Origin of the sequence: Pantoea sp. AG1095, from assembly GCF_003208415.1 — a bacterium.
GTDB lineage: Bacteria > Pseudomonadota > Gammaproteobacteria > Enterobacterales > Enterobacteriaceae > Pantoea > Pantoea leporis.
This window is the reverse complement of sequence record NZ_QKMJ01000001.1, coordinates 958,714-981,615: the sequence shown is the minus strand read 5'-3', so window position 1 is coordinate 981,615 and position 22,902 is coordinate 958,714. Positions and strand designations below refer to the sequence as shown.

Annotated in this window: 22 protein-coding genes; 12 read left to right on the top strand and 10 right to left on the bottom strand. The window is 54.3% G+C overall.

Going from position 1 to position 22,902, the window contains the following annotated elements; all coding sequences use genetic code 11:
* Position 1: 1 nt before the first annotated feature.
* Positions 2–928, bottom strand: coding sequence for a LysR family transcriptional regulator (locus DEU53_RS04705; RefSeq protein ID WP_110866205.1), 927 nt, complete (start codon positions 926–928; stop codon positions 2–4).
* A 148-nt stretch (positions 929–1,076) separates the two neighbouring features.
* Here DEU53_RS04705 and DEU53_RS04700 point away from each other — a divergent pair, with 148 nt between their 5' ends.
* On the top strand, positions 1,077–2,498 hold the full coding sequence (locus DEU53_RS04700; RefSeq protein WP_110866204.1) for a M20 family metallopeptidase: 1,422 nt from the start codon (positions 1,077–1,079) through the stop codon (positions 2,496–2,498).
* Positions 2,495–3,769, top strand: a complete 1,275-nt coding sequence (locus tag DEU53_RS04695) for an MFS transporter (protein ID WP_110866203.1) — start codon at positions 2,495–2,497, stop codon at positions 3,767–3,769. Before DEU53_RS04700 ends, DEU53_RS04695 begins: the two co-directional genes overlap by 4 nt.
* 401 nt (positions 3,770–4,170) lie before the next feature.
* On the opposite strand, the gene aldA is transcribed toward DEU53_RS04695, so the two are convergent.
* From aldA to DEU53_RS04685, 3 genes are all read right to left on the bottom strand, one after another.
* Positions 4,171–5,607 (bottom strand): aldehyde dehydrogenase, encoded by a 1,437-nt coding sequence (gene aldA, locus DEU53_RS04690; RefSeq protein WP_110866202.1) that lies wholly within the window; start codon positions 5,605–5,607, stop codon positions 4,171–4,173.
* A 201-nt stretch (positions 5,608–5,808) separates the two neighbouring features.
* Positions 5,809–5,907 (bottom strand): YoaK family small membrane protein, encoded by a 99-nt coding sequence (locus DEU53_RS22915; RefSeq protein WP_137385834.1) that lies wholly within the window; start codon positions 5,905–5,907, stop codon positions 5,809–5,811.
* A 14-nt stretch (positions 5,908–5,921) separates the two neighbouring features.
* Positions 5,922–6,245 carry a hypothetical protein gene (locus tag DEU53_RS04685; RefSeq protein ID WP_110866201.1) on the bottom strand — a complete coding sequence of 108 codons (324 nt, stop codon included), beginning with the start codon at positions 6,243–6,245 and terminating at the stop codon, positions 5,922–5,924.
* 366 nt (positions 6,246–6,611) lie between these two features.
* Between DEU53_RS04685 and rhaT the strand changes: the two genes are divergently transcribed.
* Positions 6,612–7,646, top strand: a complete 1,035-nt coding sequence (rhaT, locus tag DEU53_RS04680) for an L-rhamnose/proton symporter RhaT (protein ID WP_101764338.1) — start codon at positions 6,612–6,614, stop codon at positions 7,644–7,646.
* 27 nt (positions 7,647–7,673) lie between these two features.
* On the opposite strand, the gene rhaR is transcribed toward rhaT, so the two are convergent.
* On the bottom strand, positions 7,674–8,540 hold the full coding sequence (gene rhaR / locus DEU53_RS04675; protein WP_110866200.1) for an HTH-type transcriptional activator RhaR: 867 nt from the start codon (positions 8,538–8,540) through the stop codon (positions 7,674–7,676).
* Positions 8,541–8,555: 15 nt separating this feature from the next.
* Positions 8,556–9,377 carry an HTH-type transcriptional activator RhaS gene (gene rhaS / locus DEU53_RS04670; RefSeq protein WP_110866199.1) on the bottom strand — a complete coding sequence of 274 codons (822 nt, stop codon included), beginning with the start codon at positions 9,375–9,377 and terminating at the stop codon, positions 8,556–8,558.
* 290 nt (positions 9,378–9,667) lie between these two features.
* On the opposite strand from rhaS, the gene rhaB reads away from it, so the two are divergent.
* The 4 genes from rhaB to rhaM are packed head-to-tail and all read left to right on the top strand — an operon-like array spanning position 9,668 to position 13,546.
* Entirely contained in the window at positions 9,668–11,140 is a 1,473-nt protein-coding gene (gene rhaB / locus DEU53_RS04665; RefSeq protein ID WP_110866198.1) for a rhamnulokinase, read from the top strand.
* Positions 11,133–12,389, top strand: a complete 1,257-nt coding sequence (locus DEU53_RS04660) for an L-rhamnose isomerase (RefSeq protein ID WP_110866197.1) — start codon at positions 11,133–11,135, stop codon at positions 12,387–12,389. The genes rhaB and DEU53_RS04660 overlap by 8 nt, the downstream gene beginning before the upstream one ends.
* Before the next feature lie 10 nt (positions 12,390–12,399).
* Entirely contained in the window at positions 12,400–13,242 is an 843-nt protein-coding gene (gene rhaD, locus DEU53_RS04655) for a rhamnulose-1-phosphate aldolase (RefSeq protein WP_110866196.1), read from the top strand.
* Positions 13,232–13,546 carry an L-rhamnose mutarotase gene (gene rhaM / locus DEU53_RS04650; RefSeq protein WP_008108878.1) on the top strand — a complete coding sequence of 105 codons (315 nt, stop codon included), beginning with the start codon at positions 13,232–13,234 and terminating at the stop codon, positions 13,544–13,546. The genes rhaD and rhaM overlap by 11 nt, the downstream gene beginning before the upstream one ends.
* 67 nt (positions 13,547–13,613) lie before the next feature.
* Here rhaM and DEU53_RS04645 read toward each other — a convergent pair whose 3' ends face one another.
* A complete protein-coding gene (locus DEU53_RS04645; RefSeq protein WP_110866195.1) occupies positions 13,614–14,267 on the bottom strand; it encodes a TetR/AcrR family transcriptional regulator in 654 nt (217 codons plus the stop codon).
* Positions 14,268–14,562: 295 nt separating this feature from the next.
* On the opposite strand from DEU53_RS04645, the gene DEU53_RS04640 reads away from it, so the two are divergent.
* On the top strand, positions 14,563–14,820 hold the full coding sequence (locus DEU53_RS04640; RefSeq protein ID WP_101764345.1) for a YdgH/BhsA/McbA-like domain containing protein: 258 nt from the start codon (positions 14,563–14,565) through the stop codon (positions 14,818–14,820).
* 82 nt (positions 14,821–14,902) lie between these two features.
* Here the strand turns inward: DEU53_RS04640 and DEU53_RS04635 are convergent, their stop codons facing one another.
* The 3 genes from DEU53_RS04635 to DEU53_RS04625 all read right to left on the bottom strand — a co-directional run bounded on the left by DEU53_RS04635 (position 14,903) and on the right by DEU53_RS04625 (position 18,135).
* Positions 14,903–16,087, bottom strand: coding sequence for a sugar transporter (locus DEU53_RS04635; protein ID WP_101764346.1), 1,185 nt, complete (start codon positions 16,085–16,087; stop codon positions 14,903–14,905).
* A 365-nt stretch (positions 16,088–16,452) separates the two neighbouring features.
* A complete protein-coding gene (locus DEU53_RS04630) occupies positions 16,453–16,710 on the bottom strand; it encodes a hypothetical protein (RefSeq protein WP_110866194.1) in 258 nt (85 codons plus the stop codon).
* Between the two features lie 168 nt (positions 16,711–16,878).
* Positions 16,879–18,135, bottom strand: a complete 1,257-nt coding sequence (locus DEU53_RS04625; protein ID WP_110866193.1) for an MFS transporter — start codon at positions 18,133–18,135, stop codon at positions 16,879–16,881.
* A gap of 94 nt (positions 18,136–18,229) precedes the next feature.
* On the opposite strand from DEU53_RS04625, the gene DEU53_RS04620 reads away from it, so the two are divergent.
* The 4 genes from DEU53_RS04620 to DEU53_RS04605 all read left to right on the top strand — a co-directional run bounded on the left by DEU53_RS04620 (position 18,230) and on the right by DEU53_RS04605 (position 22,837).
* The gene (locus tag DEU53_RS04620; protein ID WP_110866192.1) at positions 18,230–19,126 is read left to right on the top strand and encodes a LysR family transcriptional regulator; all 897 of its coding nucleotides are present in this window, start codon (positions 18,230–18,232) and stop codon (positions 19,124–19,126) included.
* Positions 19,127–19,260: 134 nt separating this feature from the next.
* Positions 19,261–20,478: an ROK family protein gene (locus DEU53_RS04615; RefSeq protein WP_110866191.1), complete on the top strand. Its 1,218-nt coding sequence runs from the start codon at positions 19,261–19,263 to the stop codon at positions 20,476–20,478.
* Between the two features lie 102 nt (positions 20,479–20,580).
* Positions 20,581–21,285 (top strand): dethiobiotin synthase, encoded by a 705-nt coding sequence (bioD, locus tag DEU53_RS04610; RefSeq protein WP_110866190.1) that lies wholly within the window; start codon positions 20,581–20,583, stop codon positions 21,283–21,285.
* A 178-nt stretch (positions 21,286–21,463) separates the two neighbouring features.
* The gene (locus DEU53_RS04605; protein WP_110866189.1) at positions 21,464–22,837 is read left to right on the top strand and encodes a nucleobase:cation symporter-2 family protein; all 1,374 of its coding nucleotides are present in this window, start codon (positions 21,464–21,466) and stop codon (positions 22,835–22,837) included.
* Positions 22,838–22,902: the final 65 nt, after the last annotated feature.

Below are 22,902 nucleotides of genomic sequence, written 5' to 3'. Positions count from 1 at the left end.
GTCACGGCTTCCAGCGCTGGCGCAGCGGTTCCTCTAACGCATCCAGCTGTTGCAGCATAAAGGTGAGAAACACATTCAGGGCGGCACTGCGAGGTCGCCCTGATTGCGTCTGCAGCTGCAAGGTGCGCTGGCTCAGCTGATCGATGCCTACCGAGCGCAAAATCAAACCGTGCGTTTCCGCTTCCTGCAGCACGGTAAAGGCGCTGCAAATTGTCACCGCCTGCGGCGTACGCAGCAGGAATTGAAACAGTATCGAAAAGGTATCGCAGGTCATCACCGGCTCAACCAGGCTGCCGTTCACATGGCTGGCGAGCTCAAACAGTTGCCGCACGGTGGTGTTTTGCTGCGGCAAGGCCAGCGGATAGTGACTGAGATCGGCGAGCGTGACCTGCGGCGCGTTGGCCAGCGGATGCGTTTGATGCATCACGATTAATACCGGTGCCGGCCACGAACCCATCACTTCCACACCGCGCTCAGCGTGAAGACTAAACTGCAGCGCCACGTCACACTCGCCGTTGCGCAGCGCTTCCGCCACGCCTTGCGTGCTGGCGACTTTCACATCAAACAGCACGCCCGGATTGTCATTGCGAAAATCTGCGATCAAACGCGGTAGCAGCGTAAACGCCAGCCCATCGGTGCAGGCCACGCGAATCAACGTGCGGCGCACCGCTTTCAGTCCCTTAATTTCCGCCAGCGCATACTCCATATCCAGCAGGTTCTTACGTACGTGATGTGCAAAGATTTCGCCCGCTTCGTTCAACACCATGCCGCGCGCGTGACGCGCAAACAGCGGCACGCCAACCTGATTTTCCAGCCGCTGAATTTGCCTGCTGATCGCCGACACCGCCACAAACAGCTGTTCGCTGGCGGCGCTGAGCGAGCCAGTATTAGCGACGGCGAGAAAATAGCGGATTTCACTGCTTAACATGCGGATGCCTCATGGTGGTGCATGCCTCGAAATCGGGCAGGCTAGCTTTGCTATAAAAGCAAATCTTACTCGATAAATTGATAATTGTGGCAAAGCAGTGTTTCCGCAAAGATGCCTTAACGACAAAACAATAAAAGACAGGGCAAACATGACAGCACAACAGGCGGTTCAACAAGCCACCGCTTATTTTGACAGCGGGGAGTTTCAACGAATTTTGGCGCGTCGCGTGGCGCAACGTACCGAAAGCCAGCGCGACGATCGTGACAGCGAATTACAGCGCTATTTGCAGGATGAGATCGGCCCGCAGCTGATCGCTCTGGGCTTCACGTTGCATTTCATCGACAACGCGGAAGCCGCTAATCGACCGTTCCTCGTGGCGGTACGCATTGAAGATCCCATGCTGCCAACCTTGCTCAGCTATGGTCACGGCGATGTGGTGTTTGGTGATGATGAAAACTGGCGCGACGGCTTATCGCCATGGCAGATGGTTGAAGAGGGCGATCGCTGGTATGCGCGTGGCAGCGCAGATAATAAGGGCCAGCACTGCGTCAATCTGGCGGCGCTGGAGCAGGTGTTTGCGTTGCGCGGTGGCAGCCTGGGCTTTAACTGCAAAATACTGTTCGAGATGGGTGAAGAGATCAGCTCGCCGGGGCTGGCGCATTTGTGCCAGCAGCATGGCGAGCTGCTACAAGCCGATCTGTTTATTGCTTCAGACGGTCCGCGTCTCAATGCGGTTCGTCCGACGCTGTTCCTGGGCTCACGCGGCGCGGTTAATTTCCGTTTGACCGTTAATGCGCGTGACAACGCCTATCACTCCGGCAACTGGGGCGGATTGTTGAGCAATCCGGGTACGCAGTTGGCCAACGCCATCGCCTCGCTGGTCAACGCGCAGGGCGTGTTGCAGGTTGAGGCGCTGAAACCCAACTCTTTGACGCCGCAGGTGCGCGATATTCTCGGCGATATCGAGGTGGGCGGCATGCCGGGCGATCCCGATATCGATGTGAACTGGGGCGAGCCGGGACTGACGCCAACCGAACGCCTGTATGGCTGGAACACGCTGGAAGTGTTGTCGTTTCTCACCGGCAATCCGGCGCGTCCGATGAATGCTATTCCGGGCAGCGCCACCGCCGTTTGTCAGCTGCGTTTTGTGGTGGGTACCGACTGGGAAAACCTCGCTCAGCATGTGCGCGCCCATCTGCATCAGCACGGTTTTGACTATGTGGAGGTGGAGTTTATGCGCGGATCGCCCGCGACACGCCTTGATCCCACCGATCCGCTGGTCAACTGGGTGCTGACCAGCATGGTGGAAACCAGCGGCAAGAAACCGGCGCTGCTGCCTAATCTTGGCGGCTCGCTGCCCAATGACGTGTTCTCCGACATTCTCGGTTTGCCAACCTTGTGGGTGCCGCACTCTTATCCAGCTTGCGGCCAGCATGGCGTCAACGAGCATATGTTGAAATCGATTGCCCGCGAAGGTTTGCAGATTATGACGCGTCTGCTGTGGGATCTCGGCGAGCAGGGAACGGAACTGGTGGCGCAGCATCGTGCGCACGTTGGAGGTGGCCAATGAGTACATTAAATACCACGATGCCGTTGAACGCAGCGAAGCCCAATCTGCACAAAACGCTGTTCGCGACCTGCATCGGTAACGCGCTGGAGTGGTTTGATATCGCCGTGTACGGCTTTTTTGCCAGCTACATTGCGCATGCCTTCTTTCCTACCAGCGATCCGTCGGTTTCAATGTTGCTGACCTTTGGCAGTTTTGGTGTGTCATTCCTGATTCGTCCGCTGGGCGCGATTGTGCTGGGCAACTATGCCGATCGTCACGGTCGAAAAAAAGCGCTGCTTTTATCGATCAACCTGATGATGCTCGGCGGCGCGGTCATCACCTTTATGCCGAGCTACAGCAGCATTGGCCTGATGGCACCGCTGCTGATTTTGCTGGCGCGTCTGGTGCAGGGGTTCTCTGCCGGGGGCGAATTTGGCAGCTCGACGGCGTTCCTGGTTGAACACTTCCCGGAGCGCAAAGCCTTTATCGCCAGCTGGCAGTTCGCCACGCAGGGCGCCAGTACGTTGATGGCGTCGGCATTTGGACTCGGACTGACGCAGATTCTCAGCGAAAGCCAGATTCAGGATTGGGGATGGCGTATTCCCTTCGCTTTCGGCCTGCTGATTGGCCCGCTGGGGATCTATATCCGACGTCACGTACATGAACCGGCGAGCTTTGCTGAGCACAAACCGGAAGCCGCGCCGCTGAAAAGTCTGTTTGGTCGCCAGAAGGAGTTGATGCTGTTGGCGATCGGCCTGATGGTGATTTCGACTGCGGTGAACTACATGCTGAACTATGTGCCGACTTACGCCACCAAAAATTTGCACCTGTCGGGCAGCGTGGCGTTTACTGCTACCTTGTTGGCGGGTGTGATTTTGACGGTGGTCACGCCCATTATGGGGTTATGGGCCGAGCGGGTGGGGCGCGTGCCGCTGATGTGGGGATCGTTGGTTTTGCTGATCGTCACCATCTATCCGGCGTTTAAGCTGGTGGTTGATCACACCACGCCGACTACGTTGATTTTGCTGGTGTGCTGGATGGCGCTGCTGAAGTCGATCTACTTCTCAACGGTGCCGTCGGTGATGGCGGATCTGTTCCCGATGGGTACGCGCGCCAGCGGCATGGCGATCAGCTATAACGTGGCGGTTACGGTGTTTGGTGGCTTTGCCCCGCTGATTTGTACACTGTTGATTAGCGTGACCGGCACCAGTCTGGCGCCCGGTTATTATCTGATGGCGATGTCGGTGTTAAGCGGCCTGGCGCTGCTGCGCAGCCAGAAGCGGGTTTTATAAAGGTTTCAGGGTTACAGGTCGCCACTTATGGCGTAATGCTTGTCCGTTAAGAAACCATTTTGCTTTAAATCTGGTGCGGGCTCTGACACATCTGCTGCGGCAGAGCCTCTGGCAAATGTGCCCTTTTCAGAAACACGCACTGAAGCTTTAAAGCAGGCCGGGGGCACTTTTGGGCAGGCAATCCGCAGCGCTGAACGAAGCGAGGAAGCTAGGAGAGCCCGCAGGAAGCGGGCGAAAGGTGGAGCCGGGACAAGGACGTCCCGTCTCCACCGGTCCGTCAGGCAGACGAGCGAAGTGAAGGTACCGCGCTAGCGGCGCGAGGACCGCCGGACCAAAAGTGCCACCGGCCTGCGCCCTCGTCGTTGGCTTAATTGACAAGCATTACGCCATGAATGTCGATCCTATGAGAACTGCAAATATGCCACGTGCGTCTGCAAGAACTCTTCCAAACCGTGACGGCCATCAGCGCCGCCAATGCCCGATTTACGCCAGCCCGCATGGAAACCTTGCATCGCTTCGAAGTTCTCGCGGTTGATATAGGTTTCACCAAACTTCAACTTACGCAGGGCAACCATCGCGGTGTTGAGGTTCTGAGTGTAAATCGATGAGGTCAGACCATATTCACAGTCATTCGCCAGCGCTATGGCTTCATCAAGGGTTTTAAAGGTCATCACTGGCAGCACTGGACCAAAAATCTCCTGCTGCATGATCTCCATATCCTGACGCACGCCCGTGATAATGGTTGGTTCAAAATAGAAGCCTTTGCTGCCTGCACGCTTCCCGCCTAGCACTACTTTGCCGCCATCCGCGACCGCGTTCGCCACTTTCTGCTCAACGCGTTCCAGCGCGGCCGCAGTGATTAGCGGCCCCATATCGATATCGTTTTGCTCGGCCGGATTACCAAACTTCACCTGCTGCATGGCGGCAGTCAGCGCACTGATAAAGCGATCGTAGATGCCTTCCTGCACGTAAACGCGTTCAGCACAGTTACACACCTGTCCGGTGTTGATCACGCGGGAGCTAACAATCGCTTTGACCGCCAGATCGAGATCGGCATCATCCATGACGATGGCTGGCGCTTTTCCGCCCAGTTCAAGCGAGACTTTGGTAACGTTTTTCGCTGCGGCTTCCATGGTGGCTATACCGGCGTTGACGCTGCCGGTCAGACTGACTAAGCCGACTTTCGGGTTGCCTGCCAGCTCCTGACCAATTTCCGGGCCATAGCCGTAAACAAAGTTGATCACGCCTTTCGGCAGACCAATTTCATGGATGATGTGCGCAAAAATCGCCGCATTGTTAGGCGTCAGCTCACTTGGCTTGATAACAATGGTATTGCCGGTTACCAGCGCGGGCGCGGCTTTACGTGCAATCAGGAAGAAGGGGAAGTTCCACGGCAGAATGCCGGTGGTGACGCCAATCGCTTTCCTGAACACAAAGATGTTTTCGTTGGGACGATCGCTATTAACGATCTCGCCATCATAACGGCGTGCCCATTCGGCCATGTACTCAAGATAATCAGCTGTAAACAGTACTTCAGTTTGCGCCAGACCCTGGGTTTTTCCGCCTTCGGCGACGATAGTGGCGGTCAGTTCCGGTTCACGCTGACGAATAGCAGCGGCAATTTTGCGCAGCCAGTTGCCGCGTTCAACGGCGGGGATCGCTTCCCAATTCGGCTGCGCCACTTCAGCTGCGTCGATGGCCTGTGCGGCGTCATGTTTACTGCCTTCCGGCACGCGCGACAGTAATACCTCAGTTGCCGGGTTAATCACTTCTATCCACTTGTCGTTCTGATCGGCAACAAACGCGCCATTAATATAATGTTGATGGTGTGTTGTCATGTGCAGGTTCTCCGCGATCGGTTTCGTTAAAGATTTGTGAATTGCAGAGTGAAACAGATCAGGGCATAGCACCTTTTTGCTATTGCCAATGCAACTTGAGGGATGGCAAAGAAGGGAAGAACAACACGACAGACGCAGCATTCCTGGCGAAATGCCGCGCTTTCAGCGGCTTAGTAGTGATTTAAGGTATGTTAAAAAATGTCAGGAACCTGGCATCGCCGCGCCGCTGACAATAAACCACGCCAAAAAACTGACGCCAGCAATGATGATGGCAATAGGGAAAAGCAGTCCGATTTTCATAGTCATCCCGAGAGTTAAGCGATCTGCACGAGCGCGCGATGGGTTTTCATCATACTGAACAGCTGGAATTGCGTGGCGTCGTCGACCTGACGCAGATGCTCACCTTTCTGATAATGAATCGCATGAACGTGACCCAGCTGTCGCCACACCACAATCACCGAAGCCAGCAGGGCGCAATTCTCCTCGCTCTGCACGCAATCCAGCGTGGCGTAATGTGCTTCATCTAATCCATTAATAAAGACGTTCAGCGCCTGCGCCGGCACGATGGCCCGGATGTCATCCAGCATCACGCGGCTCACCGATTGTGACAGCAACAGCCGCAATCTTTTGGTATTCATCTCAATCCTTCGTCCTGATGATTTTCCCAACGTTATACGGATTAAACGCCTGCGGGGAAAGTCTGGTACGCGGCTTTGTGTGACTGCCATGTTAACTGTTGCAGTGGCAGTGAATCAAAAACTGTGCTGATCGGCACAGCATAATAGAAAAATATGTTGAAGAATAAGCCACTTATAAAAATCACCCCGTGACCTGCCTGCGAATGCGATTTTGTGATCCTTATGTTGACGACCCACCGAATTTTGCCAGCAACCTCCGCTTTCCGGCAGCCATCCAAAGGCTGACGAAAAGCTGCCCACCGTAGACTGCCGGTAATCGGGAAACCGCCGGTTTCCTGTTGGCCTCAACCTTACGAAGGAATAACAATGAACAGTGCCATCATTGCAGGTATTTTCTGGCATCTGGTGGGTGCCGCCAGTGCCGCCTGTTTTTATGCTCCATTTAAGCAGGTGAAAAAGTGGTCCTGGGAAACGATGTGGTCGGTAGGCGGCGTTATGTCGTGGCTGATTCTTCCCTGGGCAGTCAGTGCGGTATTACTGCCGAACTTCTGGGCGTATTACGGCAGCTTTAGTTTCTCTCAACTGATGCCGGTATTTCTGTTTGGTGCCATGTGGGGCATCGGTAACATCAACTATGGTTTGACCATGCGCTACCTCGGGATGTCGATGGGCATTGGTATTGCCATCGGTATCACGTTAGTGGTGGGAACCTTGATGACGCCGCTGCTGCAGGGCCGCTTTGTCGAGCTATTCAGCTCACCAGGCGGACGTATGACACTGCTCGGCGTGTTAGTTGCGCTGATCGGCGTAGGGATTGTATCGCGTGCCGGTCTGTTAAAAGAGCGGGCGCTGGGCATCAATGCCGAAGAGTTCAATCTGAAAAAAGGGCTGATTCTGGCCGTGATGTGCGGCATCTTCTCGGCCGGCATGTCGTTTGCGATGGATGCCGCCAAGCCGATGCACGAAGCCGCAGCCAATCTGGGTATCAATCCACTCTATGTTGCGTTGCCAAGCTATGTGGTGATTATGGGCGGTGGTGCGTTAATCAATCTGGCTTACTGCTTTATCCGTCTGGCGGTAAAAACCGATATTTCAGTACGCCGTGATTTCTCCGTCGCTAAACCAATGCTGCTGGCCAATATCGCGTTTGCTGTGCTGGGCGGCACCATGTGGTATCTGCAGTTCTTCTTCTACGCCTGGGGACACGCCAAAATCCCAGCACAGTATGACTTCATCAGCTGGATGCTGCATATGAGCCTCTACGTGCTGTGCGGTGGTTTGGTTGGTCTGGTACTAAAAGAGTGGAAATCGGCGGGTCAACGTCCGGTTCGCGTTCTCTCGCTGGGTTGTGTGGTGATTATCATTGCTGCCAACATCGTTGGATTAGGCATGGCAGCCTGATGTAAAGCCTGACGCCGCTACGGCACGTCAGGCCTTCACTTTCTCTGCTGAGAATTCACGCTGCGGCAGGAAACGCTGCCGCCACGCGCTCGGCGTTAAACCGGTTTCCCGCGTAAACACCACCGAAAAGTAGTTACTGTCATCGAAGCCGCAACGCGCGGCCACTTCACTGATTAAGCAATCCTGCGTCCGCAGCAGATATTTCGCCTGACACAGCTGTAGTTGCCGCAGATAGTGTCCCACGGTCATACCGGTTTGCTGGCGAAAGAGTTGCTTCAACGCACGCTCGCTCAACTGATTCTGCTGGCAGAACACTGCCAAATCGAATGGACGGCTGATGGCACCTTGCAGCGCCGACATCAGCAGATCTAATTGTTCTCCTTCAGGTAATGCCCAGGGCCGATCGGCAGCATAACCGTGACGGCGCAGAATCAATGCTAATTGCAAAAACAGCGCCTCAGAGAGTTGAATCGATAGCGAATCACTTTTGCGGCTTTCGCGTTCCAGCTGGCTAATCACACTGCGCGCTAACGCCATCCCGCGGGTGGTCAAACGCCAGCAGCCCGGCGAATCTTCTTCTTGCGGCGGCAACAACTGGCTCCAGTCAAGGCTAAGACGAAAGCGATCGCGGCAGTAAAGAATGTTATCCAGCGCCAGATCGTTGACGCTGTCATAGCTGTGGCAGTCGTTATCGTGAATGTAAAAAACGTCGCCGCAGGTTACCAACCATGGACGATCGTTCAACACATGCAGGCCGTTACCGCGCCAGACGATAACGATTTCACTGAATTCATGACGGTGCGGAGGAAAGGAGGGCTGCGGCATGCGCTCGGCCACCGCAATCGGCAGATTGGAGGCCGGAAAATAGTCTTCCCGCGTTAAGATCAGCGACATGAGGAAACGCTCCAGTTATAGCATCTGCTGGCGCTCCGCTCTGGGCGCACAGCCAAATTCCCGCCGGAACAGCGTGGAGAAGTGATTGCTGTCACCAAATCCACACTGGTAGGCGATGTCTGTTATGCGCATATCGCTATGACGCAGTAAATGCCGCGCCTGTAACAGGCGAAGCCGATTAAGGTAACGCTGCGGTGTATTACCGGTTTGCTGCTTCATCTGGCGGTGCAGAGTGCGCAGCGACAATGAAAAACGATCGGCTAATGCATCCCACACAATCTCTTCACTGTAGTGCTCATTGAGCCAGTCGAGCAACCGATGTAAGCGTGCTTCCTGATCCTGTAATTGATCGTTGTGAGCCGCTTCGCGCAACAACACCAGCAGTTGCAGAAAAAGTTGCTCCTGGCGTGCGTGACGTTCCAGTGACCACACATCTTGCTGCTTCATCTGCGTAACGATTTGTAGCGCCTGCGCCATCAACTTGTGATTAATGCGCCAGTGCGACGCGTAGTGATCCTCTTCTTCGCGCGGCAGGAGCGCCTGCAAACCCGAGAGAAAACGAAATGACGCCGGACTGCGATACAGCACGTTGGTTAGACACAAATTTTCCGTTTGCTCATAAAGATGACGATCGTGATCGCGCACAAAGCACAAGCATCCTGCGGATAAAGCTTGCGGCTGACCGTTAAACACATGAATGCCAGAACCTTGTTCCACCAACACGATTTCATGGAAATCATGATGGTGCTCCGGAAATGCCTGCTGCGGCACACGCGGCTCGATGGCGATGGCGTAATTCCCTTCAGGGAAGAAATCTGCGCTATGTAGAACGGTCATGATTCGCCTCTTAATTAACTCAACCGTTGCCGAGTCTACGCAGGCGCCCCGCACCTTACCTTGAATTTTCATCTTAGTGACGCAGGAAAATGGCTAATTTTTCAAGATCTCACCGGCGATTGAAAGAAATGCGGCAAGGCTCACATCTCGCCACTTGTGTGGTTCTGTGAGCTTTCTCACGAACTTCTTTGTCAGCCTGCCAGTGACTATTACGCACTGGCAGTAAGGGGAAGGTGGCAAAAAGCGGAGATTTCTAATCTGTAGTCATCTCATTACAGGAAGAACACGCCATGAGTATGCGTAACATTGTTGCCATTGATTTAGGCGCATCCAGCGGGCGCGTGATGCTCGCACAATGGAGTTCAGCGAATCAGCAGATCAGCCTGCGCGAAGTGCGTCGCTTCACCAATCAGCGTGTGCGCCGTGCAGATTATGATTGTTGGGATTTGGATCGACTGGAGCAAGAGATTCGTTTAGGGCTGGCCCAGCTTGATGATGAAGGCATTGTGCCGGACAGCATTGGCATCGATACCTGGGGCGTTGATTTGGTGTTGCTGGATGCCAACGGTGAACGCGTCGGCGAGGCGGTAAGTTATCGCGATAAGCGTACAGAAGGGCACATGGCTCAGGCCATTAACGATCTCGGCAAAGGAGCAATCTATCAGCGCACCGGCATTCAATTCTTGCCGTTCAACACCCTTTATCAACTGCACGCACTGCATCAGCAGCAGCCAGATTGGCAGGAAAAAGTGCAGTATGCGCTGATGATTCCTGACTATCTGCACTATCGCCTTACCGGCCAGATGAACTGGGAATACACCAACGCCACCACCACACAACTGCTCAATATTCACAGCGGCGAATGGGACAGCGATTTGCTTGCGTGGGCTGGCGTGCCGGCTAAGTGGTTCGGCAAGCCCACATCGCCAGGTAACACTGTCGGTTACTGGACCAGCGCCAGCGGCAACCACATTCCGGTGATCGCGGTTGCGACTCACGATACGGCGAGCGCGGTTTTGGCCACCCCGTTAATGCAGGATGATGCCGCTTATCTCAGCTCGGGAACCTGGTCACTGATGGGAATTGAGAGCTTGCAGCCTTGTGTCAGCACGGCGGCGCTCAATGCCAACGTAACCAATGAAGGTGGAGCAGAAGGCTACCGCGTTCTGAAAAACATTATGGGTTTGTGGCTGCTGCAACGTGTCTGCACCGAGCTGCAAATTACCGATCTCTGTTCGCTGATCAAAGAAGCCGCAAAAGAGCCCGCCTGTCGTGCGCTGGTTAACCCCAATCATAGTCGTTTTATCAATCCAGACAGCATGGTTCAGGAGACTCAAAACGCCTGCGCCGAACAGAACATGCCCGTACCGCAGACGCCGGCTGCGCTGGCTCGCACCATCTTCGACAGTCTGGCCTTACTCTATCGCCAGGTTATTGGCGAACTCGGCACACTGCGCGCGGCACCGCTGCGTCAACTGCATGTGGTGGGCGGCGGCAGTCAGAACCCGCTGTTAAATCAATTGTGTGCCGATGCCTGCCAGCTGCCGGTATTGGCGGGGCCGATTGAAGCCTCGACGCTCGGCAACGTCGGCTGCCAGCTCATTGCTTTGGGCGAACTGCGTGACGTCAGCGATTTACGCCGCTGCATTAGCCAAAACTTCCCGTTAGAAAAATTTGAACCGTTGAACAACAGCGCCTTCGCTGCCCATCAGGCACGCTTTGCCGCGCTCAGCCAACCTGCTAAGGAACTTGCATATGACTAAGCTGATTGAACAGGCCTTCGAACTGGCCAAACAACGTTACGCCGCCATCGGTGTGGATGTGGAACAGGTAATGGCGCAGCTGGATGGCATTCCGGTCTCGATGCACTGCTGGCAAGGTGATGACGTGCGCGGCTTCGAAAATCCGAACGGTGAACTGACCGGCGGTATTCAGGCTACCGGCAACTATCCGGGACGTGCACGTAATGCTGATGAGCTGCGCTCTGATGTTGAAAAAGCGATGTCACTCATTCCGGGTGCTAAACGCCTCAATCTGCATGCGATTTATCTGGAGAGCGATAAGCAGGTCGATCGTGATGCGATTGAACCGAAACACTTCAGCAACTGGGTGGAATGGGCCAAAACGCACAAGTTGGGCCTCGATTTTAATCCAAGCTGTTTCTCCCATCCGCTGAGCGCCGATGGCTTTACGTTGTCACACGCCGACAAAGGGATTCGTCAGTTCTGGATTGAACACTGCAAGGCCAGCCGTCGTATCTCTGCACACTTTGGTGAGCAACTGGGTACCGCATCCGTCATGAATATCTGGGTGCCGGACGGAATGAAAGATCTCACCGTCGATCGTTTAGGACCGCGTCAACGCCTGGCGAGTGCGCTTGATGAAGTGATCAGTGAAAAACTCAATCCTGCGCACCACATTGATGCGGTAGAGAGCAAACTGTTTGGCATCGGCGCAGAGAGCTACACCGTAGGTTCCAATGAATTCTGCCTGGGTTATGCCAGCAGCCGCCAGACCGCGCTGACTCTGGACGCCGGCCACTTCCATCCAACCGAAGTGATTTCCGACAAAATTTCCACGGCCATGCTCTATGTGCCGCGCCTGCTGCTGCACGTTAGCCGTCCGGTGCGCTGGGACAGCGATCACGTGGTGATTCTCGACGATGAAACCCAGGCCATCGCTACCGAGATCGCGCGCCACAAATTGTTCGACAAGGTGCACATCGGTCTCGACTTCTTCGATGCGTCGATCAACCGCATCGCGGCGTGGGTAATTGGGACACGCAATGCCAAAAAAGCGCTGCTGCGTGCTCTGCTGGAACCTACCGACCAGTTACGCAAGCTAGAGAGCGAAGGGGATTACACCGGCCGCCTGGCGATGCTGGAAGAACAAAAATCGTTGCCGTGGCAAGCGGTGTGGGAAGCCTGGTGTCTGCGCCACGATGTCCCTGCTGATGCTAGCTGGCTGAGCGAAGTCCGTCATTATGAACAACAAACACTGCGTCAACGTTAAGGGACACACCATGCAAAATATTCTCTCTTCCGCTTTTGTTCAGGGAATGGTTAAAGCGACCAGCGACATGTGGTTGAAGGGCTGGGATGAACGTAACGGCGGCAACGTCAGCTTACGTTTACTGCCGGAAGAAGTTAAAGATTTCGCCGGTGATTTCTATGCCGAGCCGCGCTGTATTGAGCTAACCAAACCTGCTCCAGCACTGGCCAATGATTGGTTCCTGGTCACCGGGTCGGGTAAGTTTTTCCGTAACGTTCAGCTCGACCCGGCCGACTGTCTGGCGCTGCTTCAGGTGGATGACAAAGGCTTGTCATACAAAATCCATTGGGGTTTGAGTAACGGCGGCCTGCCAACATCAGAGTTGGCAGCTCACTTCCAGTCGCACAGCGTGCGCAAGCAGGTCTCAAACGGCGTTGATCGCGTCATCATGCATTGCCACGCCACCAACTTTATGGCGCTGAGCTATGTGGTCGATCTGGATTCCGCACGCTTCACACGCCTGTTGTGGGAAGGCAGCACCGAATGTCTGGTGGTGTTCCCGGATGGCGTCGGCATTCTGCCGTGGATGGTGCCCGGCACCGATGGAATTGGTCAGGCAACGGCAGACGCAATGGCAAATCACAGCATTGTGATGTGGCCGTTCCATGGCATCTTTGGCGCGGGTCCAAACCTCGACGAGACTTTCGGCCTGATCGATACGGCGGAGAAATCCTCCGAAGTGGTGGTAAAAGCGCTGTCAATGGGCGGTATTCGTCAAAGCATCACTACTGAGCAGCTGATCGCGCTGGGTGAACGCTTCAACGTTAAGCCGTGGCAAGCCGCGCTGCAGGCGGAGCGCAGCGATGTTGCGTAAAGCCTTTGTGATGCAGGTGCATGCACACTGCCACGATGAGTATCTGCGCCGTCATACGCCAATTTGGCCGGAACTGGCTGAGACGCTAAAAGCGCATGGCGCGCACAATTACGCTATCTGGCTGGATGCTGAACGCAATCTGCTGTTTGCCAGCGTGGAAATTGAGTCTGAAGCGCGCTGGGAAGCAGTGGCAAAAACGGAAGTGTGTCAGCGCTGGTGGGCATCGATGAAGGATTTAATGCCATCGAATCCGGATAACAGTCCGGTGAGTGCAGCGTTGAAACCAATGTTTTTCCTGCCTTAACGCGCGCTCGCCTAAGTATTCGTACGGAGGCAATAATTTTAGGCCGACACGGAAGTCGGCCTGAATTTTATTTGGTGCTCAATTCACAATATCCCGCCAGAGCGGGCCAGATTGCCATCTGCGTATCCACGATCTGGTCAAGGTCCTCACGATTAGCGCCTTCACGCGCACGCACCGACATGCCCTGCAGTAAACACGCCAGGTAGCGGGCTAACGTTGCACTATTGGCACATTGCGGTAACTCGCCGCGCTGCTGCCGGGTATCAAGAAATGCTTTTAATGCTGATTCCTGCGCGTGATGCTGCTGAGCCAGCATTTGCGCCACTTCTTCTGAGCCGGAAGAGAGCGCGCTCGAGGTACAAATGAAGAAACAGCCAGCAGGCTTATCACATTCGGTGAAGCATGCGGCGGTTGCGCGAAAATAGGCTTCAATGGCCGTTTTCACGTCTAAAGCATCATCATTTAGCACGGCGTTGCGCTGCGCGCTGAACGTTTCAATGTATCGCTGCATCGCCGCACGGAATAACCCTTCTTTATTTTCAAACTCAGCATAAAGAGTTGGGGCCTTAGCGCCGGTAGCGTTAACCAAATCGGACAGCGAAGTGCCTTCATAGCCATGCGCCCAGAACAACATCAATGCCTTGTCCAGGGCATCGTTGCGATCAAACACTTTCGGACGGCCGCGCGTTTTCCTGTTCACCACATCGATAACTTCTGTCATTGGGCACCTCAAAGCGTAGAAACACCCCATTAAATTACCGATCATTAAATAAATATGCAAGCGCAGCCCGGAATGAGTCTATTCGTCTTTGCCCGTTTGTGCTTTTTGCTGGCGAAAGCACCCAAATGGATAAGTCAAAAAGGGCTGGGAAGCCCATAATCACGCCACTTCCGATTAAAATAATGACCGTTAATAAAATGATTGACGCGCGGGTCCATTCGGCAGTAGCATTTAATTAACGGTTGTTAACTTAATCGCGACCGACCCCAATTCACCCGTTTAAGAGAGCAAAATTATGAAAAGCATCAAACTGACTTTGGCCGCTGTAGCATTGTCTTCAATCGCGTTTGGTAGCATGGCTGCAGACTTAGTAAACGAAGCGCCGTTGAATCAACAACAGATTGGTGTGGTTAGCGCATCAGGTAGCACTAACCTGACATCGCTGGAGAATCAGCTAGCGGAAAAGGCCAGTGCTGCCGGAGCAAAGTCATTCCGCATCACTTCGACCTCTGGCAACAACAAGCTAAATGGCACAGCAGTAATTTATAACTAAGAGAATTGAGCGGAGGGCAATTAAGCATTCCGCAGGAAGTGAACAAAAGGCTTCAGAAGATAACCTTCTGAAGCCTTTTTTCTTATCCGTTAGAACGCAGCTGTGGATAGCGGCGGAAGATAGCGATACACCAGAACAGTGCGGCAAGGCCAATAATGCCGCCGACGTTACCGACATCCGACATTTGCATATGCAAACTGACCTGATTACCCAGTAGCGCACCCGCGCCGATACCGATGTTGTAGATACCCGAGAACAGCGACATCGCCACGTCGGTGGCATCCGGTGCCAGCGCCAAAACGCGCACCTGCATCGCCAGACCTATCATCATCATTGCCATGCCCCAAACGATGCACAGCACGGTGATTGCAGCGGGACGTACAGCAGCAAACACCAGCAAGCCCATGCTTAGCGTGATCATCGCAATCGCGGCGATCAGCATCGCAGAAGGGAATCTATTGCCCAGCGTACTAAACAGCACGCTGCCGAGAATGCCCGCTGATCCAAACAGCAGTAACAGTAGCGTGGTGAAATTATCATCGGCATTAGCCACCACCTGCATAAACGGTTCGATGTAGCTGTAAGCGGTGTAATGCGCCGTCACCACCACGGTAACCAGAACGTACATTGCCACCAGCGCCGGACGGCGGAATAGCATCGGAACGCTGCTCAGTGAACCCGTGTGCTCGCTCGGCAGACGCGGCAGTATGCGCATCAGCAAAATCAGCAATACCAAAGCAGACAAGCCGATCATGCCAAAAGTAGTGCGCCAGCCAAGATATTGACCGACGATACGCCCAATCGGCACGCCCAGCACCATCGCCAGCGCGGTACCGGTTGCCAGCATACTCAACGCCTGAGTTTTCTTGCCTGCAGGCGCCACGCGAATGGCCAGCGAAGCGGTAATTGACCAGAACACGGCGTGCGCTAAGGCAATACCGATGCGCGAGATAACCAGTGAGGTGAAATCCCATGCCAAAGACGAGAGCACATGGCTGGCAACAAACACAATGAACAACACCGCCAACAGCAGGCGACGCTCAATATTGCGCGTTAACAGCATCAACGGCAGTGACAATAGCGCGACAACCCACGCGTAGATGGTCAGCATAATGCCAACATCGGCAGTCTTCATGTCATAGCTGGCGGCGATATCCGACAGCAGACCGACAGGCACGAATTCTGTGGTGTTAAAGACAAAAGCAGCAATAGCCAGCAGTACAACGCGTAGCCAGGCCGTTTTACGGGAAACAGTAGTAGATTGCATGGAGTTCAAATCAGTCAGACGGCAAATGAAAGGGCAAAAAGCACCCCAGAAAGTGACCGGAGTCACAAATTGCCGCTATTGTGGAGCATTAATGAGCGGAGGGAAACCGTTTGTCGGGCTTTTATTACTGAATATTTTTTATCAAGAGTGGCGTAATTAATAGCCTGAGGTTTTTACGCTTTCTGTCATCAATACGAGAGCGAGCAAGATTAACAACGGGGGAGAAAGAGGCAACTGGACCTGACGCCACCTTGAGCGCCTTAAGGTCCAGTTATTATTACACTTAAATTTATAATTATTATGAAACGCCGCAGTGCTACTTAACAAAAGAGTTAGGTCTGCTGACCACTCTCACATCATGATTATCAGAGTCGCACCATGTGTTTTAGTGCCACACTATTTTGAGTCGTCATGTTTTTTTTTAACCCCACCGGACAGCAGTGCTCGCAGCCCAGCGCGCTGGCATAAAATTTACGCGCTTGCTGAATGGCGGCATTTGGCGTGTAGAAAGTCCCAAGGAAACGGCGTGCCTCATCGGCGGGTAAGTACGGGCATCCCGTTGCATGTACTACATGGTTGTCGTTATAGCCGGCTTGCTTATCGACGTAATAATAGAGTCCCATCTATCGTCCTCATTGCTGTGAAATAATAAAAGTCTAACTATTGTTGGAATGGAATGAATTATAGCGACGAATGGCCGTTTTGTTTTATCTGGGACTGTGAGATCACCGGATGGCGTGGACTTGATGAGAGAACGGGGCGCATTAGCCCCGTTTAACAGATGAAAGGTATTACAGTTTCCGGCACTGCAATCGCCAGCCGACCAGCAAAGCCATTAATAATAGCAAGCTAATGAATGCCGTAACGCCCATCCAGCCATAGCTGTGCCAGAACACGCCGCCCAATGTACCCGCCACGCTGGATCCAACGTAATAGCTAAACAGATAGAGTGACGATGCCTGGCCTTTAGCCCGACGCGCACGCGGGCCAATCCAGCCGCTGGCAACGGAGTGCGCCGCAAAGAATCCGGCGGTGAACAACATCATGCCGGGTAAAATCAGCCATAGTGAGTTAAACGCCGTCAGCAGCAATCCCGTCAGCATAATCGCAGTTGCGCCAATCATCACCGGACCGCGTCCAAAGCGGCTGGTCATCGCGCCGGCTTTCGGTGAACTCCAGGAGCCGGTCAGATAGACCACCGACAGCAATCCCACCACCGCCTGGCTCAGCGACCAGGGCGCACTCAGCAGGCGATAGCCGATGTAGTTGAACAGCGTGACGAACGCGCCCATCAGCAGGAAGCCCTCAGCGAACAGCAGCGGTAATCCTTTATCGCGCCAGTGCAAACGGAAGTTGATCAGCAAACTACGCGGACGCAGCGAAGCTGGACGGAAATGACGCGACGCAGGCAGAATTTTCCAAAACATCAGCGCGCCCGCCAACGCGAAACAGCCAATCACGCCCACCGCAACGCGCCACGAGAAGAAATCGGTCAATACGCCCGTCAACAGGCGTCCGCTCATGCCGCCAATCGAGTTACCGCTGATGTACAGCCCCATGGAAAAGGCGATAACGCGTGGATGAATCTCTTCACTCAGATAGGTCATGCCAACCGCCGCAACCCCGCTCAGCGATAAGCCAATCAGCGCGCGCATCAGCAAAATCCCCTGCCAACTGCTCATGGTGGCGGAAATCAAGGTACAGATAGCCGCGAGCAACAGCGCGGTAACCATCACCGATTTACGCCCAATCGCATCCGACAGCGGCCCGGTAAACAGCAATCCCAATGCCATTAAGCCGGTCGATAGCGAGAGAGAAATACTGCTTTGCGCTGGAGAAACGCCAAACTGTTGCGATAACACCGGCAAAATGGGCTGCACGCAATACAGCAGGGCGAAAGTGGCAAGACCGGCAGAGAACAGCGCCAGCGTAACGCGCATAAACTGCGGCGATCCGCGTTCAATCCATTCTGAAGGGGTTGCAGCTGGAGCAGGCTTTACGGACAACTCGTCTTCATCGAGTATCACCGCCTGAGAAGAGCGACTCACGGAACATCCTCGTTTGAACAATCATGCCGTTACTGTAGGAAAGGGCGAATAGGTTGTACAATATATTAATAATCTCAAATGAGACTTTTAAAGTATGAATGTTGAGTTGCGTCATTTACGCTATTTCGTTGCCGTCGCAGAGGAACTGCATTTTGGCCGCGCCGCGCAGCGCCTGAATATTTCGCAACCGCCGCTGAGTCAGCAGATTCAGCAACTGGAGCAGGAAATTGGCGCCCAGCTGTTTACCCGCACCAATCGCAGCGTACAGATCACGCCCGCCGGCGCGCTGTTTTTGCAGGATGCGCGTGCCATTTTGTTACAGGTGGAGCAGGCCACCCGCCGCGCCGCACGCGTGCATAGCGGGCAGGAGGGCGAGTTGCGCATCGGCTTTACTTCCTCAGCGCCGTTTACCGGTCTGGTTTCTGACGCGCTGTACCAATTCCGCCAGCGTTGGCCAGAAGTGCACATTCAGATGCAGGAGAACAATACGCGGCAGCAGCTTGCGCCACTTCATGACGATCGGCTCGACCTCGGTGTGATGCGCAATACGCCGCTGCCCAGCGATCTGCAACACCGCGTGCTACTGCGTGAGCCGCTATGCGCGGTAGTGCATTGGGCGCATCCGCTGGCCGATGCAGAGTCGATTTCCATTCAGGCATTAGCCAACGAGCCGTTTGTATTTTTCGATCCGCAAGGCGGCACCGCGTTGTACGGTGAAATCCTGGCGCTGCTGCATCGCTATCAAATCAAACCTTTTATTACGCAGGAAGTGGGCGAGGCGATGACCATCCTTGGTCTGGTGGCGACCGGACTCGGCGTTTCGATTCTGCCGGCGTCATTCAGCCGTGCACGTCTGGCCGATGTGGTGTGGATCCCTCTGCAGGAGAGCGACGCGATTTCTGAAGTTTGGCTGGTCTGGTCAGCGACGCGAGAACCAACGGCGCAAATGACCAATATGATGTCGCTGATGCTGCAAAATGCAGAGAATTGAGTCCGCAGTTGAATGAGGGTACAAACTTTATGTGCGATAAATCACATTTCTAATCAAATATTTGACGCTGCTGGTCAATCTGCATCACCATAGCTGCTGTTTATTTAGAAGCGCGAAAATAATGGGAGCTGGGCGTGAATCTGTACAGTCAACCTGGTCATATTGATCAGATAAAACAGACCAACGCAGGTGTGGTTTACCGACTGATTGACCTTTACGGCCCGATTTCGCGTATTGAGCTTTCTAAACGTGCCCAGTTAGCACCCGCCAGCATTACCAAAATCGTGCGTGAAATGCTCGATGCCCATCTGGTTCAGGAAACTGAATTTCAGGAGCCGGGCAGTCGCGGTCGTCCCGCGATTGGTTTGATCCTCGATACGCTCGCCTGGCACTATCTCGCCGTTCGCATTCAGCCCGGATTTATTACGCTGACGCTGCGCGATCTCAGCAGCCGCGCGCTGCAGGAAGATCGCCTGCCGCTGTACGCCAGCGCCGACAAACCACTGCTGCAAACCTTGCACGAGACAGTGAATGACTTCTTTATTCGCCACCAAAGCAAGCTGGAGCGTTTGACCGCCATCGCCATTACCTTGCCAGGATTGATCAACGCCGCTTCTGGCGTGGTCCATCGTATGCCGGGTTATGACGTGCAGGATATGCCGCTGGGAGAAACGCTGGCGCAGCGCACCGGTCTGCCGGTGTTCGTGCAGCATGATATTTCCGCCTGGACGTTAGCCGAAGCGCTGTTTGGCGCATCCAGTGGCGCGCAACATGTGATTCAGATTGTGATTGATGAAACCGTCGGCGCGGGCGTGATCAGCGGCGGACAACTGCTGCACAAAAATGGTCGTACGCTGGTGGAAATTGGTCATACGCAAATCGATCCTTACGGCCAGCAGTGTTATTGCGGCAATAATGGCTGTCTGGAAACCGTCGCCAGCATCGGAAGCCTGCTTACTCTCACCGCCCAGCGTTTGCCGTCGCAGCCGGACAGTGTATTGCATCAGACGCCGTTGACGATTGAGAGCTTATGCGCAGCCGCGCAGCAGGGCGATCGCCTGGCGCGTGATGTGATTGCGGGCGTCGGACATCATATTGGCCGCATGCTGGCGATGATGGTAAACATCTTTAATCCTCAACAAATCCTTATCGGTTCGCCGCTGAATCAGGCCGCCGATGTGCTGTTCCCTGCGGTGAGCAGTACCATTCGACAACAAGCCTTGCCCGCATATAGCAGTGAAATCCAGCTCACACCAACGGCTTTCAGCGATCCCGGCACCTTTGGCGGCGCCGCACTGATAAAAGACGCGCTCTATAGCGGCCATTTATTGGTAAAACTGTTGCAGGGATAATTACAGCTCACCTTAAGTTTGTCCTAACGCAATCTGCCCGTGAAAACATTTCCTTAAACTGCCTCCTTCGCACGTTACACATCGCTTTAATGAAGGAGGAGAATGGTGAAAACGCTTTTTGTCACCGGTACCGACACCGCGGTGGGTAAAACCGTGGTATCACGCGCGTTATTACAGTGCTTTGCCAAGGCGAATCTGTGCGCCGCAGGCTTCAAACCTGTCGCCAAAAGCGCGCAACTCACATCTGAAGGCTTACGTAATAAAGATGCCCTGTTATTACAGCAGGCTTCAGGTCTCGCTCTCGATTATTCCGCCGTCAATCCTATCGCCTTACAAGAGGATGAAATCAGCACCAGCGCGTCGCAGCGTATAGATTATCCGTTGCTCAGCCGCAGTCTAAACGATTTGCAGCAGCGCGCCGCGCGCGTGGTGGTAGAAGGCACCGGCGGCTGGCGCAGTTTAATGAACGACTTACAGCCTTTGTCCCACTGGGTGCGGCAGGAACATTTACCCGTTGTGTTGGTAGTCGGCATTAAAGAAGGTTGCATCAGCCACGCTTTACTGACCGCCGAGGCGATTGCGCAGGATGGATTGCGACTCGTGGGTTGGGTAGCCAACCGTATTAATCCCGGTCTGGCGCATTACGCTGAAATTATTGATGTTTTGAGCAACAAGTTAGGTGCACCTTTATTAGGCGAGTTGCCTTATCTGCCGCGCGCAGAACAACGGGAACTGAGTGGTTATCTGGATATTTCACTGCTCGATGACAATATTACGCACGACAACAGTGCAAAGCCTGCGGCCTGATGAAACAAAAGGCCGCAAATGATCAATGGCTGAATCTAAGATTTCAGATTCAGCCCTCCTCTTTACTGAATTAATTGCCAGAATATTCAATATCTTACTTCCAATTTTTAATAAACCCCTTGTTCTGGCGTGATTCATGCATCAGCAGCTCTGATGAATATCTTGCCGGAGCACCTGTATGTCGCAATCAGATGAGAAAGGTTTGTTGTATGGGCTGAATGACCGCATCGGTCCATTGCCTGCATTTTGTGCCGCACTGCAACATGTGCTGGCCAGCGTAGTGGGCATCATTACGCCGCCGCTGATTATTGGTTCCGTGTTGGGATTACAGGCATGGATCCCTTATCTGATCAGTATGTCACTGCTCGTTTCCGGTCTCGGTACTTTCCTGCAGGCGCGCCGCTTTATGGGCATTGGCGCAGGCATGATCTGCCTGCAGGGCACCAGCTTTGCCTTTCTCGGGGTGATTCTGTCGGGCGGATTGATGGTCAAAGCACGCGGCGGATCGCCAGAAGAGATCATGGCGATGATCTTTGGCTGCAACTTAGTAGCGGCGATGATTCCGATGTTGATCAGCCGCTGCATCGCGCCATTACGCAAAGTGTTGACGCCGGTGGTTACCGGCACCGTTATTACCTTAATTGGTATCAGCCTGATCAAAGTCAGCATCACCGATTGGGCTGGCGGCCATAACGCCAGCGATTTTGGCGCGCCCGGCAATCTGGCGCTCGGTGCCTTGACGCTGCTGGTGATTATCGTACTTAACCGTTCGCAAAATCGCTGGATGCGGCTGGTTGCGGTGGTGGCCGGCATTGCTGCGGGCTGTATCGCCGCAGCGTTAACCGGCCATCTCACCCTCAAGCCAATGGGCGATACGCCGTGGCTGGTAATGCCGGCGCTATTCCGTTTTGGTTTTGCCTTCGACTGGACCATCTTCATTCCCATCGCGCTGGTATCGGTGATAGCCGTGATTGAAGCGGTGGGCGACCTCACGGCGAACTGCATGTTGTCGCAGCAGCCGATTGAAGGCGAAGCGTTTGAGCGCCGCATGCAGGCCGGTATTTTCGCCGATGGCATCAGCTGCTTGCTCGCCGCCGTGTTCTCTGCCTTTCCCAACACCACTTTTGCGCAAAATAATGGCGTCATCCAAATGACCGGCGTTGCCAGCCGTTATGTTGGCATGGTGATCGGCGTAATGCTGGTGCTGCTCGGTATGTTCCCGGCGATTGGCTATATGCTGCAGCAGATTCCACCGCCGGTGCTGGGCGGCGCGACCATTGTGATGTTTGGTAGCGTGGTGGCGGCCGGCATCCGCGTGATGACGCAAACGCCGCTTGGCCGCCGCGAGATGCTGATTGTTGCCGTGTCGTTTGGTATCGGTTTGGGTGTCGAAGCGGTGCCTGAGGTGCTGAAACAGTTCCCGACGCTGATTAGCAACCTGTTTGGTCACGCAGTGACTACCGGCGGGATGCTGGCGATTATTTTGAATGTCGTGCTGCCTTCAGAGCGCAGCGAAGCAGTGGCGGCAAAAACGGCTGAGGAGTCGCGTTAACAAAGCGCACGGAGTCAAATAGCCGAGGGGCATATGGCAGAGGAGTAAAGCATCCCGCGCCAGGG

Excerpts from the sequence above, each read along its gene's own strand:
- DEU53_RS04705 (WP_110866205.1), bottom strand. The coding sequence starts at position 928 with ATGTTAAGCAGTGAAATCCGCTATTTTCTCGCCGTCGCTAATACTGGC.
- DEU53_RS04700 (WP_110866204.1), top strand. The coding sequence starts at position 1,077 with ATGACAGCACAACAGGCGGTTCAACAAGCCACCGCTTATTTTGACAGC.
- DEU53_RS04695 (WP_110866203.1), top strand. The coding sequence starts at position 2,495 with ATGAGTACATTAAATACCACGATGCCGTTGAACGCAGCGAAGCCCAAT.
- aldA (WP_110866202.1), bottom strand. The coding sequence starts at position 5,607 with ATGACAACACACCATCAACATTATATTAATGGCGCGTTTGTTGCCGAT.
- DEU53_RS22915 (WP_137385834.1), bottom strand. The coding sequence starts at position 5,907 with ATGAAAATCGGACTGCTTTTCCCTATTGCCATCATCATTGCTGGCGTC.
- DEU53_RS04685 (WP_110866201.1), bottom strand. The coding sequence starts at position 6,245 with ATGAATACCAAAAGATTGCGGCTGTTGCTGTCACAATCGGTGAGCCGC.
- rhaT (WP_101764338.1), top strand. The coding sequence starts at position 6,612 with ATGAACAGTGCCATCATTGCAGGTATTTTCTGGCATCTGGTGGGTGCC.
- rhaR (WP_110866200.1), bottom strand. The coding sequence starts at position 8,540 with ATGTCGCTGATCTTAACGCGGGAAGACTATTTTCCGGCCTCCAATCTG.
- rhaS (WP_110866199.1), bottom strand. The coding sequence starts at position 9,377 with ATGACCGTTCTACATAGCGCAGATTTCTTCCCTGAAGGGAATTACGCC.
- rhaB (WP_110866198.1), top strand. The coding sequence starts at position 9,668 with ATGAGTATGCGTAACATTGTTGCCATTGATTTAGGCGCATCCAGCGGG.
- DEU53_RS04660 (WP_110866197.1), top strand. The coding sequence starts at position 11,133 with ATGACTAAGCTGATTGAACAGGCCTTCGAACTGGCCAAACAACGTTAC.
- rhaD (WP_110866196.1), top strand. The coding sequence starts at position 12,400 with ATGCAAAATATTCTCTCTTCCGCTTTTGTTCAGGGAATGGTTAAAGCG.
- rhaM (WP_008108878.1), top strand. The coding sequence starts at position 13,232 with ATGTTGCGTAAAGCCTTTGTGATGCAGGTGCATGCACACTGCCACGAT.
- DEU53_RS04645 (WP_110866195.1), bottom strand. The coding sequence starts at position 14,267 with ATGACAGAAGTTATCGATGTGGTGAACAGGAAAACGCGCGGCCGTCCG.
- DEU53_RS04640 (WP_101764345.1), top strand. The coding sequence starts at position 14,563 with ATGAAAAGCATCAAACTGACTTTGGCCGCTGTAGCATTGTCTTCAATC.
- DEU53_RS04635 (WP_101764346.1), bottom strand. The coding sequence starts at position 16,087 with ATGCAATCTACTACTGTTTCCCGTAAAACGGCCTGGCTACGCGTTGTA.
- DEU53_RS04630 (WP_110866194.1), bottom strand. The coding sequence starts at position 16,710 with ATGGGACTCTATTATTACGTCGATAAGCAAGCCGGCTATAACGACAAC.
- DEU53_RS04620 (WP_110866192.1), top strand. The coding sequence starts at position 18,230 with ATGAATGTTGAGTTGCGTCATTTACGCTATTTCGTTGCCGTCGCAGAG.
- bioD (WP_110866190.1), top strand. The coding sequence starts at position 20,581 with ATGGTGAAAACGCTTTTTGTCACCGGTACCGACACCGCGGTGGGTAAA.
- DEU53_RS04605 (WP_110866189.1), top strand. The coding sequence starts at position 21,464 with ATGTCGCAATCAGATGAGAAAGGTTTGTTGTATGGGCTGAATGACCGC.